This is a genomic window from Frigoribacterium sp. CF331, assembly GCF_057787905.1.
The window spans coordinates 398,580-414,564 of sequence record NZ_CM173545.1; the positions used below are offsets into that span (position 1 = coordinate 398,580).

The window sequence follows — 15,985 nt, forward strand, 5'->3', positions numbered from 1 at the left end:
ATAACCTCTATTGTCGACTTACCCTCAAACTATGAGGCAAGGTCGGGGACAAGGTATTGAAGTCATCCTTTGTGCGTGAACTGCTAGATGCTGGTATTGACCGTTGGTTCGTTCGAGCTCTGAGTAAGCAGTCCCGTCGTGCCAACAGCCGCTTACCTAAACTTCTAGTAGAACACTCTGTTGTCCATATCGAGGACACAAGAACTACGGTAAGGTGCCATTTTCTAGCCCACGACGCTTCCGGCATGCCCATGGTTGGCAAGTTGGCGCGAAACTTGGCTCAAGACATCACGTCGTACTGCATTCCGCGCAGCCGTATCCGTTTGGCTCAAAACCAGCCTCCGGAGCAACGGATTCGGGCCCTGAACAGGCTCAATACCGAAGCTCGAGAGGCCTTCACCGACCTTGTCAAGACCGGCGAGGGCGGAGAATTACTTCTCTACGCGCTGATGGAATCGTGGCTTGGTGTACCTCAGATTCTTTGCAAAATGAGCCTGAAGACCAACGAGAGAATGCACATTCATGGGGCCGATGGCGTTCACGCCATCGGCCTCGAAGGCGGCAGGCTCGCGCTGTACTGGGGTGAAGCAAAGTTGTACAAGAATCGCCGATCGGCCATTCGCGAGGCCCTTGATAGCGTAAAACCTCTACTGGCAGCTTCCTTGTCAAGCCACCAGTCGAGAGACGTTTTGCTCATTCGAGACAATCTCGACGTCGGAGGAAGACTCCTTGCCAAGAAACTCTTTCATTACTTCGACGACGAGTCGCCTAAATCAACCGATGTTGAGGTCCGCGCAGCCATACTCATTGGCTTCGATCAGTCGAACTACCCTAACCTGCAGGCTGCCGAGGACGACGTAAAGAAAGCGATAGAAATAGAAGTGGCAGAGTGGCGAGAAGACGTGAAAAGTGAAACACATGCCGCAGCACTCAGTAGTTTCAGCACGGAGTTCTTCTGCATTCCATTCCCCGACGTTGCTGACTTCCGCGCGGAGATGCTTAAGGCGATAGGAGTCCAACGTGCTACTGTCCCTGCTTGATTCGCTCCTTCTATCTGAACGCTTTGTTCGTGAGATACGCAACGTCCGTGTGAGGTCCGTTGCGCAAGCTCTAGCAGGTCTGACGCCAGCGTCATCGTTCGAACCAGACTGGCCCTACCTACTTTTCTGCGCTAGCGGACTCACCAGCGAAAAGACAGAAGCAAGTCAAGACACCGTTCTTCGTGTCGCTATCAGCGCCTTGATGGATGCTTCCAGTAACCCATCGATGGCTGATGCCGCGGCTATTCTCCTAGAACGTAGCGGGAACAGATTGGCCCTTCGGCTTGCCATAAGTCGTCAGTTGCTTGGACCAAACAATTATCTGCATCGCGAGGGTCCACTTGTTCTTGATGTGATCCGAAAGAGACTAGCCCTCACAATCGACCAGTTCGATGGCAGCTCGTTTGAGGCGAATGAATTTCAGACGTCATTCTGGGCTTCGGCAAGCAACGCAGCATGGCTATCCGTTAGCGCGCCAACCTCCGCAGGGAAATCGAGGATCGTCCGTCAGTGGTTTCGCGAGCGCCTCCTAAGTCACGATGCAGGCCGAGCCTTCCTGGGGGTTTACATTGTTCCCACCAGGGCACTCGTGGAAGAAGTAAGCGCGGATTTGCGGCGAGATCTAGCGGGGCTTAGTGACGTCTCGACAATGCCGTGGGAGCAGACTTGGGCCCGCACTCGCTCAATGGTGTTTGTCCTCACGCAAGAACGCTTCCACCTACTTCAGCAGATGGAACCGGAAATCGTTCCGCACCTTCTGTTCATAGATGAAGCACAAAAGGTTTCAGACGGGCCTCGCGGGATTCTCCTGCAGCAGGTCATTGACGAGAACGCAAGCAGAGATGCCCAAGCAAAGGTCATTTTTGCAAGTCCTCTTTCCAGCAACCCCGAGGAGCTTCTGCGAGGAGGACCAAAAAGAAGTCAGGTGATAGATAGCAGCTCGGTCACGGTAAACCAGAACTTGATTTGGGCCAACCCCGCTCGAGGCAAGCCGCGTAGTTGGCTCCTGGAGACTCTCGTTGACGGTGTTGCATTACCCGTTGGCTCATTCGAACTCGAAACAAATCCGAATACAGTGCCTAAAGCTCTTGCTCTCGTGGGCCTCAAGCTTGGTGAGTCAAGTAGCGGGAATGTTATCTATGCGAATGGGGCGGCCGAGGCTGAGGCCATTGCACTGCTAATTGCTCAAGGTACAAATTATCCGCACAGCAGCGAACAGCTGGAAGACCTAGCGCGGCTGCAGGAGTTCATAGCAACCTCGATCCATCCGAAATACAGTCTCATTGCCGCTCTTGAGCATGGCATCGCCTTCCATTACGGAAACATGCCCATGCAAGTCAAACTTGCCGTGGAAGAACTTTTTCGGAAGGGAACCATACGCTATCTTGTATGCACTTCCACGCTGCTAGAGGGCGTCAATCTTCCTTGCCAGAACTTGTTTGTCATGAATCCGCGCAAGGGACAAAAAAACCCCATGAGCGTAGCCGATTTTTGGAACTTGGCCGGCCGTGCTGGTCGCTGGGGAAAAGAATTTCAAGGCAACGTGATATGCCTCCGCACCGAGGCACCGAGTGCATGGCCAAATTTGCCACGCGTTCGAGAAAGGCGCCCAATCGTCCGCGCACTTGACAAAGCCTTGCAAGCCGAGGATCTGATCGTTTCGTCTTTGCGTGAAGCGGCTGCGTCGCCCGACCCGATCGACTTACAGTCCACTGCCGCCGCAAGCTATCTTTTGGCTCGAGCGAGACAGGGCCGTTCATTGGAAGACTTGACCGGGCTGCACCCTGACAACGTTTCCGCCAGTGTGCGTAATGCTCTCGCCGCCGCTTCGGCTTCTATCACGCTACCGGCAAGTGTTTTAGCTCGTCACACCGGGATACCGGGCTTGCGGCTGCAGCAGATGAGCAATATTCTCGATGGTCTTTCCGCTGACGCAGTGAGGAGCATGCAGATTCCCTACCCGTGGGAATCCGGCTCCGCAGCTAGGTATAAGGAGGCGCTAGACCAGTGCAGCCGTTATCTGGGTGGCGACTTTGGCGGGGACAGTCGCAGCTGGCAGTTGACCTTCCTCCTACAGGGCTGGATGTTAGGCCACCCGCTGAGGCGTCTGATCGACGACCGTATGCAGCGAGCAAGAAATCGTACGAAGCCCCCCTCGCTAAGCACGGTCATTCGCGAAGTAATGGGTGACATCGAGCAGGTAGCGCGATTCAAGGCCCCCAAATACTTGGCTTGCTACTCAGATCTCATTCGTGTCCGGCTGGAGAAAGATGGTGAGACCGCACTAGACGCTCCCGACATAGCAATGATGCTCGAACTAGGCGTCAATTCCGGGACTCAGGTGTCGCTTATGTCAATTGGTCTCAGCAGGTTCGCTGCCGTTGCCCTATCTGAGCAAGTGCTCGTTGACAACCTTTCACGCGATCAAGTTACAGAATTGGTTCTAGGACTCGACCTGGAGGCAGTCGATCTTCCTGGGCTCGTGAGGGCTGAGATAGACATCATTAAAAAGGCCCCGCCGTCAAGCCAACATGAAGCATGATGTCAGGGGGTGGTGGAGTAAATACTGCTGTCGGTCTCCGAGGGCGGCGGGTCGTGCTCGTCGTCGCCGTGCTGGCCTCGTTCGTGGCGTTCCTCGACGGGTCCATCGTCACGGTCGCCCTGCCCGCGATCGCCCGTGAGCTCGGCAGCGGCACGGCCGGCGGCGCCGCGACCGCCGACGACGGAGCCGGCCTCGCCCTGCAGCAGTGGGTCGTCGACGCCTACCTCCTGACGCTGGGATCGCTCATGCTCGTGGCCGGCTCGCTCAGCGACACGTTCGGCCGGGTGCGCGTGCTGCGCGCGGGGCTCGTCGGCTTCGCCGTGACGAGCCTGCTCGCCGCCCTCGCCCCCGACCCGGGCCTCTTGATCGCCGCCCGCGCGCTGCAGGGCGTCACCGCAGCCCTGCTCGTGCCGAGCAGCCTCGCGCTGATCACCTCGACCTTCAGCGGTCCGGCCCAGGGCAAGGCCATCGGCAGCTGGACCGCCTGGACCGGAGTCGCCTTCCTGATCGGCCCGCTGACCGGCGGCGCGCTCGTCGACACGCTCGGCTGGCGCTGGGTGTTCGCCGTCGTCGTCGTGCCCGTCGTCCTCACGCTCGGGCTGATGAGCCGCCTGCCCGGCGACGCCCACCGGGGTGGCGAGGGGTCTCCCCCACGGGTCGACGTCGTCGGCGCGGTGCTGGCCGCCGTCGGCCTGGCCGGACCCGTCTTCGCGCTCATCGAGGGGCAGCGCGTCGGGTTCGGCGCCTGGTTCGTCGTCACGCCGCTCGTGGTCGGGCTCGCCGCGCTCGCCGCCTTCGTCTGGTGGGAGCGCCGCACGACCGCCCCGATGATGCCGCTCGGCCTGTTCCGCACCCGCACCTTCACGGTCGGCAACCTGGCCACCGTCGGCATCTACTCGGCGCTCAGCCTCGGCACCCTGACGATCCCCCTCGTCGTGCAAGAGCTGGCCGGGCTGCCGGCGACGCTGGCCGGTCTCGTCACCCTGCCCACGACGATCGTCTCGTTGCTGTTCTCGACGCTCTTCGGCACGCTCGCCGCCACGCACGGGCCCCGCCCCTTCATGACGGTCGGGCCGCTGATCACCGCGAGCGGGTTCCTCTGGATGCTCCTCGTCCGCGACCCGATCGACGTCTGGTGGCAGATCGTGCCCGGCGTGGTCCTGTTCGGCTTCGGCCTGTCGGTGACCGTCGCCCCGCTGACCTCCACGGTGCTGTCGCAGATCCCGTCAGGGCAGTCGGGCATCGCCTCGGCGGTCAACAACGCCATCTCGAGGGTGGCCGGGCTGGTCGCCGTCGCCTTCCTCGGCGTCATCGCCGGAGGCGCGCTCACGGTGGGCGGGTTCCACCGCGTCGTCGTCGTCGTCGCCGTGCTGCTCGTGACGAGCGCGCTGGTGTCGTTCGTCGGCCTGCGCGCCCGCACCCGCGCCTCCTGAACCGGGTCGCGCCCGGCAGCGTCGAGCAGCGCTGCACCGCGTTTCGTGCACCACACCCGGTCGAGACGAGGCGCGGTGCACGAGACGCGGTGCGCTGTCACCCGGGGAGGGACCACCGCGGAACGCGGACCCGCCCCCATTGCCCTCGAAGCGCCTGTGACCCTACGATGAGCCAGACGTGAGCCGCCCTCGTTCGGGGGTGGCTCCAGCTCTGTCGTGAGACAGCCGTGATTACAAGGGAGTAATCGTGTCCGCTGCCCCTGCCCGCTCCTCCTCGACCCCTCGGTCGCGTCCCGCACGTCGTCGACGCCGCGGTCTCGCGCTCGCCGCCGGGACCGCCGCCGCGGCCCTGCTGCTGAGCGGCCTGCCGGCGATCGCCGCCCAGGCCGCCCCCGTCGACCTCGCCCGTTTCGGCACGGTCACCGCCTCGGCGAGCCAGGCCGACGGCGACGGCACGTTCCCCGCCGAGGCCCTGATCGACGGCGACCCCGCCACGCGCTGGGCCAGCGGCAACGGCCCCGACGAGGACGTCGAGTTCACCGCGTCGGTGATCGTCGACCTCGGCGGCACCGCCCGCGTCGACGCGATCGGCCTCGACTGGGAGACCTCGTACGCCACCGACTACACCGTCGACGTCACGTCGGGCGACCCGACGCTGGCCGAGAGCTGGACCACGGCGCAGACGGTCACGAGCGACGGCGGGCGTGACGACGTCACCCTCTCGACCCCGACCGACGCCCGCTACGTGCGCGTGAGCATGCTGAAGCGCGCCGCCGCCACCTGGGACGCGACCCGCGAGCACTTCTACGGCTACTCGGCCTACGGCCTCCAGGTCTTCGGCGAGGCGCAGACGCGCTCGGTCACCTTCGACCGATCGACCGCCACCGTCGCGGCCGGTCAGACCCTCACCGCCGGCCTCAGCCTCACCGGCCCGAGCGACGAGCCGGTCACCGTGCGCGTGCGCTCCACCGGCGGCACGGCGACCGCGGTCACCGACTACGCGGCCCTCGACGAGACCGTGACCTTCGCGCCCGGCGCGACCAGCGCCTCCGTCGACCTCGTGACGACGTCGACCGGCGCGCTCAGCCCGCGCAAGACCATCGAGCTGACCGCGTCCGAGCCCAGCGACCCGACCGTGCTCGGCACGCGGGCGACCCTGACCGTGGCCCTCACCCCGACGGGCACCCTGCCCAACGCGGGTGCGACGACCGTGCTCGACGACTTCGAGGGCGGCGTGCCCGCCGGCTACTTCGGCTGGGGCCAGAGCCCCGAGGTCACCCCCGTCCTCGACACCGTGGAGGCGCAGCGCGAGGGAGCGACGGGCGGCCAGGCCCTGCGTGCCACCGTCGCCGGCCCCACCACCGCCGAGAGCTGGTTCGGCTTCTCGCACGACACCCCCGCCACCGACTGGAGCGACGCGGACGGCTTCTCGTTCTGGTTCCAGGGCACCGCCTCGGGCCTGCCCCTGCACTACGAGCTCAAGAACGGCAACGCGGCCCTGTTCGAGCAGACCGTCGTCGACGACAGCGCCGACTGGAAGCAGGTCAGCGTGCTGTTCGCCGACCTGCGGCAGAAGGGCCAGCCGTCGAGCGACCTGCGCTTCGACCCCTCGGCCTCGACCGGCTTCGCCGTCACCCTGACCGGACTCGGCGCGGGCTCGTGGCAGTTCGACGACGTCGCCCTCTTCGAGCGCGCGACGACGATCGAGGACTTCGAGGGCGACGTGCCGCTCGGCACGACGACCGACCCGGTCGGCTTCTTCACCTGGGGCTCCCCCGCACCGCTCGAGCCCACGATCAGCCGTGACGTCACCGTGCAGGAGCGCGACGGCCGTGCCGACAACCACGTGATGAGCGGCGACTTCGCGATCCCGGCGGGCGGCTACGGCGGCCTCAGCCACAACCTGGCCGACAGCCAGGACTGGTCGAGCTACCAGGGCCTGAGGTTCTGGTGGTACGCGTCGCAGTCCAACAACCCGGCCTCGCCGACCGCGGGCGCCGACATCAAGGTCGAGGTCAAGGACGGCAACCCGACCGGTGGCAGCACGGCCGAGACGAGCGAACTCTGGGCGACCACCTTCAAGGACAACTGGGGCAGCAGCACCAGCCGCTGGAAGCTCGTCGAACTGCCCTTCTCGTCGTTCACCCCGTCGGGCTACCAGCCGGGCGACGCGGCGACGACGAACGGCACGCTCGACCTGACGAGTGCCTTCGGCTACTCGTTCACCTTCACCCCGGGCACCCCTGCCCCGGTCGGCTACGCGATCGACGACACGCAGCTGTACGGCACCCCGGCGAGCGCCGCGTCCGTCACGGTCGACCCGTCGCAGGACGTCTACCTGGTCGACGCCGGCGGCTCGGTCGAGATCCCGTTGACGGTGACGACGGCGGGCGACGAACCGCTCGCGTCGGACGTGTCGGTCGACTGGACGACCGCCGACGGCACCGCCGCCGAGGGCACCGACTACGACGCCGCGTCCGGCACGGTGACCTTCGCGGCGGGAACCGCCTCGGGGACGGCCCAGCCCGTGACCGTGTCGACCCGCGCCTCCTCGGGGGCCGCCGAGTCGAAGGAGTTCTCGGTGTCGCTGGCGTCGACCACGGCCAAGGTCGGCGACGGCCCGCGCGTCGTGATCGGTGCGCACGACCTGCCGTACCTCGACGCCTCGCTGCCGACGGCCGACCGCGTGGCCGACCTGATCGGACGCATGACGCTCGACGAGAAGGTGGGCCAGATGGCGCAGGCCGAGCGGCTCGGCCTGTCGTCGCCGCAGGACATCAGCGGTCGCGCGCTCGGCTCGCTGCTGAGCGGTGGCGGTTCGGTGCCCGAGGGCAACACCGCGGTCGCGTGGGCCGACATGGTCGACGCGTACCAGCGCGAGGCCCTGTCGACCCGCCTGCAGATCCCGATGGTCTACGGCGTCGACGCCGTCCACGGCCACAGCAACGTCGTGGGCGCGACGATCTTCCCGCACAACACCGGCCTCGGCGCGGCCCGCGACCCGGCCCTCGTCGAGGAGATCGCCCGCGTGACGGCGACCGAGGTGCGCGCGACCGGCGTGCCGTGGACGTTCGCCCCGTGCCTCTGCGTCTCGCGTGACGAGCGCTGGGGTCGCAGCTACGAGTCGTTCGGCGAGGACCCCGACCTGGTCCGCACCTTCGCCGCCCCGTCGGTGGTCGGCCTGCAGGGCGACGACCCCACCGACATCGGTGGAGCCGACGAGGTGCTCGCCACCGCCAAGCACTGGGCCGGTGACGGCGGCACGAGCTACGACGAGTCGGTCGCGGGCACGGGCGCGTACCCGATCGACCAGGGCGTCACGAACGCCGACTCGCTCGAGGACTTCACCCGGCTGCACGTCGACCCGTACCTGCCGGCCCTCCAGGCGGGCGTGGGCACGATCATGCCGTCGTACTCGGCGGTCGACCTCGGCGACGGCCCGGTGCGCATGCACGAGAACGCGGCGCTCAACACCGGCCTGCTGAAGGGCGACCTGGGCTTCCGGGGGTTCCTCATCAGCGACTGGGAGGGCATCGACAAGCTGCCGGGCGGCAGCTACGCCGACAAGGCCGTCCGTTCGGTGAACGCCGGGCTCGACATGGCGATGGCGCCCTACAACTACGGTGCGTTCATCGACGCGATCGTGGCGGCGGTGCGCTCGGGCGACGTCGCCGAGTCGAGGGTCGACGACGCCGTGCGGCGCATCCTCACCCAGAAGTTCGACCTGAACCTCTTCGAGCAGCCGTTCGCCGACCGCACCAACGTCGACGGGGTCGGCTCGGCCGAGAACCGTGCCGTGGCCCGTCAGGCCGCCGGCGAGTCGCAGGTGCTGCTGAAGAACGCGGGAGGCGCGCTGCCGTTGGCCGCGGACGCCGACCTCTACGTCGCCGGCTCCACCGCCGACGACCTCGGCCGCCAGATGGGCGGCTGGACCATCAGCTGGCAGGGCGGTTCGGGCGACACGACGACCGGCACGAGCATCGCCGAGGGCATCCGCGAGGTCGCCCCGGGAGCCTCGGTCACGCTGAGCCCCGACGCGTCGGCCCCGATCGGCGCCGGTCAGACCGGTGTCGTCGTCGTCGGCGAGCGTCCGTACGCCGAGGGTCAGGGCGACGTGCCCAACAACGGCTCGAGCCTGTCGCTGACGGCGTCCGACCAGGCGATCGTCGACGAGGTGTGCGCGGCGACCGCCTCGTGCGTCGTGCTCGTCGTCTCGGGCCGTCCGCAGCTGCTCGGCGACGTCGTGAGCGCGGCCGACGCGGTCGTCGCGTCCTCGCTACCGGGCTCGGAGGGCGCCGGCGTCGCCGACGTGCTGTTCGGCGACCGGCCGTTCACCGGACGCCTGCCCGTGACCTGGGCGGCAAGCGCCGACCAGGTGCCGATCAACGTCGGCGACGCCGACTACGAACCGCTCTACCCGTACGGCTGGGGCTTGCGCACCGACGGGGCGCGCGAGCGTCTGGAGGCGCTGGTCGCCTCCCTGCCCGAGGGCGCGGCCCGTGAGGCGGTGCAGGACGTGCTCGACGCCGACGTGTGGGACGCCGACGGGACGGTGACCGACGCGGCCACGGCCCTGCGCCTCCTGCTCGCGGCCGTGACGCCGTTCGGCGGCACCGACCTCGGCACGATGGCCACGGCCGACGACCTCGTGTCCATCGCCCGCGACCTGGCCCAGGCGGCGATGGTCGACGGCTCGGCGGTCGACGGGTCGGCCGCCCTGACGGCCGACGCCGAGAACGCCCTGCAACGCGGACTGCCCGACGTGGCCCTCGCGCGGTTCGCGACGGTCCTCGGCATCGAGCTGGGCGTCGTCGAGCCGACGAAGGTCGTCGTGCCCGGCACGCTCGACCCCGCGACCGCACGACCGGGCGACACGGTGTCGATCACGGCGACGGGCTTCGTCGGCGGCGAGGCCCTGGCGGGCACGGTGTTCTCGGAGCCGCAGTCGATCGGTGGCACCGACGCCACGGCGGCCGGAGTCGGCGTGCTGCGGTTCGTCGTGCCGGCCGACCTCGAGCCCGGGGCGCACGTCGTCGAGCTCGAAGGGTCCGGGCAGATCGCGCGGGCCACGCTGACGGTGCTCGCGACGGCCGGTCCCGGCGACCCCGGAACCCCCGGGGGCGGCACGCCGGGTGACGGCACCCCCGGTGCCGGCACCCCCGGTGCCGGGACGCCGGGTGCGGGGACGCCGGGTGGCGGCTCGGGCTCGGGGACCGGCTCGGGCGGCACCGTCGTCGCCTCGCCGGCCGGGCTCGCCTGGACGGGCTCGGGCGAGTGGATCGGCATCGCCGTCGCGGCGTTCCTGATCATGGCGCTCGGGGTGGCCCTGCGACTGCGTCGCCCGCGCGACCACGGCTGAGTCAACCGGGATCGCCACGCCAGGCCACGACACGCCCCTGAACCCCGCTTCGAACGATGCACCCCCTGTCTTCCGGGTGCGTCGTTCGGAACGGGGTTCTCCGGCACCTCTGCTCGTCCGCCCCGCCCCCTCCCCTGCCCCGGCGCCTCCGGGCTGCTAGCGTCGCCGGGTGCTCACCACCGACCGCCTGCTGCTGCGCCGCTGGCGTGACTCCGACCGGCAGCCGTTCGCCGCCCTGAACGCCGACCCCGAGGTGATGCGCTACTTCCCCTCGACGCGCACGCGCGCCGAGAGCGACGCGATGGTCAACCGGCTCGACGCCGCGATCGAGTCCGACGGGTTCGGGCTCTGGGCCGTCGAACGTCGCGACACGGGGGCCTTCGTCGGCTTCGTCGGGCTGTCGCGTCCGTCGTTCGACCCCGTGCTCGACCAGCAGGTCGAGATCGGCTGGCGGCTCGCCCGGGACGCGTGGGGCCGCGGCTTCGCGACCGAGGCCGCGCGCGAGGTCGTCCGCTTCGCGTTCGACCCGGCCGGTGCCGACCTGCCCGCCCTCATCAGCTTCACCGCCGCGATCAACGAACCGTCCCGCCGCGTGATGCGCCGCATCGGCATGACGCACGACCCGGCCGACGACTTCGAGCACCCGGCGCTGCCACCCGGCCACGAGCTGCGGCCGCACGTCCTCCACCGGCTGCGCCGCGCCTCCTGACCGGTCCGCCGACGCCGTCCCGTGCGGCCGACCGCGACGACACGGGCCTCACGGGGCGACGGGGTTCACCGCACCGCGGGGGCGGGCTCGACTCCGATCAGGCCGTCACCCGGACCCGCCGCGGTCAGGGCCGCCCCCACGTCGGTCAGATGCACCGTCTCGCCGACGAGCGACCCCAGCGGCCACCGTCGCCAGGCCTCGGACGCCCACGCGACGGCCCACGCGAGCCTCTCGGGCCCGGTGTCGCCCGCTCCCGTGACCGTGACGAGCCCCTCGACGAGTCGCGCGCCCGCGACGACGACGTCGTCCCCGCGCACCGTCCCTCGCGCGAGCACGACGACTCCCCCGACCGCGACCTGTTCGACCAAGGTCGACGCCCCGGCCCCGTCGACCGCGAGCCCGACCGTGCGGTGGCGCCCCGACCGGTCGACGGCCGCGAGCACCCGCGACAGGGCGTGCGGCCCGGCCGTCGCCGCGGGGTCGACCACGGCGACGGCGCCGAACGCGCGCGACCGCTCGCGCCGCGCCTCCTGCGGGTCGACGACCACGACGCGGGCACCCGAGTCGGTCGCCATCGCCGTCGCGACCAGTCCGAGGGTGCCGGCCCCCGACACGACGACGACCTGGCCGGCGACGGACGGCAGGCCGGAGAGCCCGAGCACCGAGGAGGCGCGGTCCAGCATCTCGGCGGCCGTCGCGGTCGCCCCGGCCACCGGCGCGAGCACGGCCGCGGGCACGTCGTCGGAGACGACCAGCACGGCGGTGCCCCGGCGCAGGTGCACGTGGCTCGCGAACGCCCCGGAGAGCTGCCAGCTGCGTCGCGTGCGCTCGCGCCCGTACCCCTCGAGCGACGTGCACGCCGCGCCCAGGCCGCGATGGCAGGCGGCACACCGGCCGCAGGTCACGGTGCGTGACCAGACGACGCGCATGCCCGGCCGCAGCCGCCGACCGTCGTGGGCCCGCGCGTGCTCGTCGGCCTCGACCACGCGCCCCACGGCCGAGCCGCCGAGCACGACCGGTGCCGGCACGCCCGCCCGCCCGCTCACCACGTCGACCTCGTCCGCCCCGGCGACCGCGAGCTCGACGGCGACCAGGGCGTCCCCGCGCGCGAGCCGCACGCCGGGCACCGCGATCTCGCTGAAGCCCGCACCGCCTCGCCCGCCGGTCCCGACCCCCACGCCGCTCCCGCCCCCCGCGCCCGGGCCGAGCCAGACCTGGGCCGTCGCCGGCGAGTCGAGGCACACGTCGCGACCGTCGAGCACCGGACGCATCGGGTCGGCCCGCAGCCGCCCCGCCTGCGTCGCCCTCGACATCGTCCCCGCCCCTCGCGCCCGGCCTCCGGCGCACGCCACGACCCTAGGCAGCGCGGGTGGCGGGCGGGCGAACCCCCGGCGTCCACCCGGTGAACGCTGCGATCCGTCGAGTGGGCAGGAGATGCCGTCGCCCACCTCGTGACCAGCGTCTCCTGCCCACTCGAGCACCGCTCACGAGCACCCACGGCAGCACGGGAGGCGCGGGTCGGGTCAGTCGACCGGCACGAGCCCCAGCGCGCGGATCACCTCGTCGACCTCGTCCTCGGGCGACCGCCCGGCGTCGACGACGACGTGTCGCTCGTCGGCCTCGGGCGGTTCCAGCGTCGCGACCTGCGAGTCGAGCAGCGACGTCGGCATGAAGTGCCCCTCTCGGGCGGCCATCCGGTCGCCGAGCAGGTCGCGGCTGCCCCGCAGGTAGACGAAGACGACGTTGTGCTCGCGCAGCACGTCGCGGTACGTCCGCTTGAGCGCCGAGCAGGTGATCACGCCCGGCACCCCGGCCATCGCGTGCTCGACGATCCACGACGAGACCGTGTCGAGCCACGGGGCCCGGTCGTCGTCGTCGAGCGGCCGGCCCGCGGCCATCTTCGCGACGTTCTCGTCGGGGTGCAGGTCGTCGCCCTCGTACGAGTCCCAGCCGAGCCGCTCGGCGAGCAGCGCCGCGACCGTCGACTTGCCCGAACCCGACACGCCCATGACGACGAGCACGGGGTCGGTGGCGTACGGCCCTCGGGCCGGCACCGCGCCTCCTGCGCTCCCGACGGCCACGGCCGAGGAGGCGCGGTCGACGCCCTCGAGGACGCCCATCAGATGAAGACGCTCGCGAGCATGACGCCGGCCAGGGCCGTGAGGCTGAGGACGCACTCCATCAGGCTCCAGGTCCTGAAGTTCTGGCCGACGGTGGTGCCGAGGTACTCCTTGATGAGCCAGAAGCCGGCGTCGTTCACGTGGGACAGGAACACCGAGCCCGCTCCGATGGCGAGCACGAGCAGCGACGCCTCGGGGGTCGACAGGTCGGCGGCGAGCGGGGCCATGATGCCGGCGGCCGTGACCGTGGCGACGGTGGCCGAGCCGGTGGCGACGCGCACCAGCGCGGCGACGACCCAGGCGACGAGCAGCACGCTGACGCCCGACTCCGAGACGGCGTCGCCGATCACGGTGCCGATGCCGGTGTCGATCAGCACCTGCTTGAACCCGCCGCCGGCGCCGACGATGAGCAGGATGCCCGCGACGTCGGGCAGCGACGAACCGAGCGTCTTCGACACGGCCGCCTTGTCCATGCCCCCGGCGCGAGCGTAGAAGACCATCGCGTAGAGCACGGCCACCGTCAGCGCGACCATCGGCGTGCCGAGGAACTCGAGCAGGTCGACCCAGGCACCCGTCGCGGCCGGGAGCGCCGCCTCGCGGATCGAGCGGGCGAGCATCAGCACGACGGGCAGCAGGATGCCGACCAGGGCGTTCGCGAAGCTGGGGCGCTTGCGGACCGAGCCCTCGCCGCCGTCCTCCTCCTTCGAGACGAAGAGGTCGGGCACGGGCACGGGCGCCCACCTCGCGGCGAGCGTCGAGAACAGCGGCCCGGCGACGATGACGGTGGGGACGGCCACGAGCACGCCGAGGCCGAGGGTGAGGCCGAGGTCGGCGCCGACGGTCGAGACGGCGAGCAACGGGCCGGGGTGCGGCGGCACGAGCGCGTGCATGGCCGAGAGGCCGGCGAGCGCCGGGATGGCGATGCGCATGAGCGGCAGGCCCGACCGGCGGGCGACGAGCACGATGACCGGGATCAGCAGCACGAGGCCGACCTCGAAGAACATCGGCAGCCCGATCAGGGCGCCGATCAGGGCCATCACCCACGGCAGCGCCTTCTGCGACGACCGGGAGATGAGCGTGTCGACGATGCGGTCGGCCCCGCCGGAGTCGCTCAGCAGCTTGCCGAACATGGCCCCGAGGCCGATGAGGATGCCGACGCTCGTCATGGTCGAGCCGAAGCCGGTGCCGAAGCTCGTGACGGCGTCGCCCGGCGCGAGGCCCGCGCCGATGCCGACCCCGACCGCGCCGAGGAGCAGCGCGAGGAAGGGATGGACCTTCAGCCAGGTGATGAGGCCGACGATCACCACGATGCCCGCGAGGGCCGCGATGATCAACTGCGCGTCGGTGCCCGAGGGCGTGGGGGCGGCGGTCGCCGCGGCGAGGAGGTGCATCCGGTCGCGTCCTTCCGAGGACGCGTCACTGCGACCTCTTCGTCGTGGGCCGAGGCCCGGGGGTTGTCGATCGCCGGGGCCCGACGGATGTCTGGCAGTCTGGTCTGACGAACGAATCTGATTAGTGTGAATAATCAGACTTATGGAGTGTGCCACAGTCGGCACGACCGCGCCACCCGTGCCCACCCCACCCCCTCGCAAGGAGTCGACGATGATCCCCGGCCTCGCAGCATCACGAGAACGCGGCCTGCACGCCCGCGTGGTCGACGTCCTCGGCACCGAGATCGTCGACGGTCGGCTCGCGGTGGGTTCCACCCTGAACCTCGACGAGCTCGCCGTCCGCTTCACCGTCTCGCGCTCGGTGCTGCGCGAGGCCCTGCGGGTGCTGCAGTCCCTCGGTCTGGTCGAACCCCGCCAGCGGATCGGCACGCAGGTGCTGCCCCGCACCTCGTGGGACCTCATGAACCCGCAGATCATCCTGTGGCGGGGTCGCAGCCCCGAGTACTTCGTCCAGATGCGCGAGCTGCTCGAACTGCGGCTCGGCCTCGAGCCGGTCGCGGCCCGGCTGAGCGCGCTGGCCGTCACGCCGGACCAGGCGTCCGCCGTCGAGGAGGCGGCACGCACGATGGTCGCGGCCGCCGCGGCCGGCGACGGGCGCGCCTACCTCGAGGCCGACGTCGCGTTCCACACCGCGGTGCTGCGGGGTTCGGGCAACGACGTCATCGGCCACTTCGCCACGACCGTCGAGGCGCTGCTGCGCACCCGCACCGAGGAACGCCGCTTCACCATCACCGGGTACACGCCGGCGGCGGCCGAGCTCCACCTCGACCTGGCCCTCGCGATCCGGTCCGGCGACGCCGACGACGCCTTCTCGCGCGCCTGGCGACTGATCGACACGACCGTCGACGAGTTCGTCGCCGAGGCCGGCGGCTCCACGACCCCCTGACCCGCGCCTCCCGTCCTCGTCGGCCGGCACGCCGAGGAGGCGCGGCGAACGCACAGGCGTCCGTCACGTCCCGTTCACGCACCGGTCGCCCGCGGGGTGGAGCATCGACGCATGATCTCGCTCAGCGCCCTCGTGAAGCCTAAGGACGGAATCCACTCGGTCCGCCTGCTCGAGAAGAGCCTCCGCGACCACTACGAGAACGTGCCCGTCCGGGACCACCAGTACCTCGTCCGGTTCGCCGACGGCCCCGCCCTCGTGACCGACGAGCTCGCGGGCCTGCGCGTCGACGTCGTCGTCTCGGACGAGCGGGCCGCCTCGCACTTCCGCGAAGCCCTCGCCGGCGAGATCGCGACGCGCGTGCTGGGCCGTACCGTCGACGTCGTGTGGTCCCGCTCCGCGACCGTGCCGGCGCCGCTGCGCTGAGGCGCAGCGGAGACCGACGGGG

Annotated in this window: 10 protein-coding genes; 7 read left to right on the forward strand and 3 right to left on the reverse strand. The window is 69.5% G+C overall.

Annotated features, from left to right (window positions below; genetic code table 11):
* Positions 1 to 71 precede the first annotated feature (71 nt).
* From AC3CCI_RS01825 to AC3CCI_RS01845, 5 genes are all read left to right on the forward strand, one after another.
* Entirely contained in the window at positions 72 to 1,040 is a 969-nt protein-coding gene (locus AC3CCI_RS01825; protein ID WP_488627929.1) for a HamA C-terminal domain-containing protein, read from the forward strand.
* Positions 1,021 to 3,582, forward strand: coding sequence for a DEAD/DEAH box helicase (locus AC3CCI_RS01830; protein ID WP_488627930.1), 2,562 nt, complete (start codon positions 1,021 to 1,023; stop codon positions 3,580 to 3,582). Before AC3CCI_RS01825 ends, AC3CCI_RS01830 begins: the two co-directional genes overlap by 20 nt.
* Before the next feature lie 53 nt (positions 3,583 to 3,635).
* On the forward strand, positions 3,636 to 5,015 hold the full coding sequence (locus AC3CCI_RS01835) for an MFS transporter (RefSeq protein WP_488627931.1): 1,380 nt from the start codon (positions 3,636 to 3,638) through the stop codon (positions 5,013 to 5,015).
* Between the two features lie 247 nt (positions 5,016 to 5,262).
* Complete coding sequence (locus AC3CCI_RS01840; RefSeq protein ID WP_488627932.1) at positions 5,263 to 10,374, forward strand: glycoside hydrolase family 3 N-terminal domain-containing protein; 5,112 nt, start codon at positions 5,263 to 5,265, stop codon at positions 10,372 to 10,374.
* Positions 10,375 to 10,543: 169 nt separating this feature from the next.
* Complete coding sequence (locus AC3CCI_RS01845; RefSeq protein ID WP_488627933.1) at positions 10,544 to 11,083, forward strand: GNAT family N-acetyltransferase; 540 nt, start codon at positions 10,544 to 10,546, stop codon at positions 11,081 to 11,083.
* 65 nt (positions 11,084 to 11,148) lie between these two features.
* Here AC3CCI_RS01845 and AC3CCI_RS01850 read toward each other — a convergent pair whose 3' ends face one another.
* From AC3CCI_RS01850 to AC3CCI_RS01860, 3 genes are all read right to left on the reverse strand, one after another.
* A complete protein-coding gene (locus tag AC3CCI_RS01850) occupies positions 11,149 to 12,396 on the reverse strand; it encodes an alcohol dehydrogenase catalytic domain-containing protein (RefSeq protein ID WP_488627934.1) in 1,248 nt (415 codons plus the stop codon).
* Positions 12,397 to 12,606: 210 nt separating this feature from the next.
* Positions 12,607 to 13,092, reverse strand: coding sequence for a gluconokinase (locus AC3CCI_RS01855; RefSeq protein ID WP_488628646.1), 486 nt, complete (start codon positions 13,090 to 13,092; stop codon positions 12,607 to 12,609).
* Between the two features lie 110 nt (positions 13,093 to 13,202).
* A complete protein-coding gene (locus AC3CCI_RS01860) occupies positions 13,203 to 14,594 on the reverse strand; it encodes a GntP family permease (RefSeq protein ID WP_488627935.1) in 1,392 nt (463 codons plus the stop codon).
* 211 nt (positions 14,595 to 14,805) lie between these two features.
* Between AC3CCI_RS01860 and AC3CCI_RS01865 the strand changes: the two genes are divergently transcribed.
* Complete coding sequence (locus AC3CCI_RS01865; protein WP_488627936.1) at positions 14,806 to 15,540, forward strand: FadR/GntR family transcriptional regulator; 735 nt, start codon at positions 14,806 to 14,808, stop codon at positions 15,538 to 15,540.
* A 111-nt stretch (positions 15,541 to 15,651) separates the two neighbouring features.
* Entirely contained in the window at positions 15,652 to 15,963 is a 312-nt protein-coding gene (locus AC3CCI_RS01870) for a hypothetical protein (protein WP_056262651.1), read from the forward strand.
* The last annotated feature ends 22 nt before the right edge of the window (positions 15,964 to 15,985 follow it).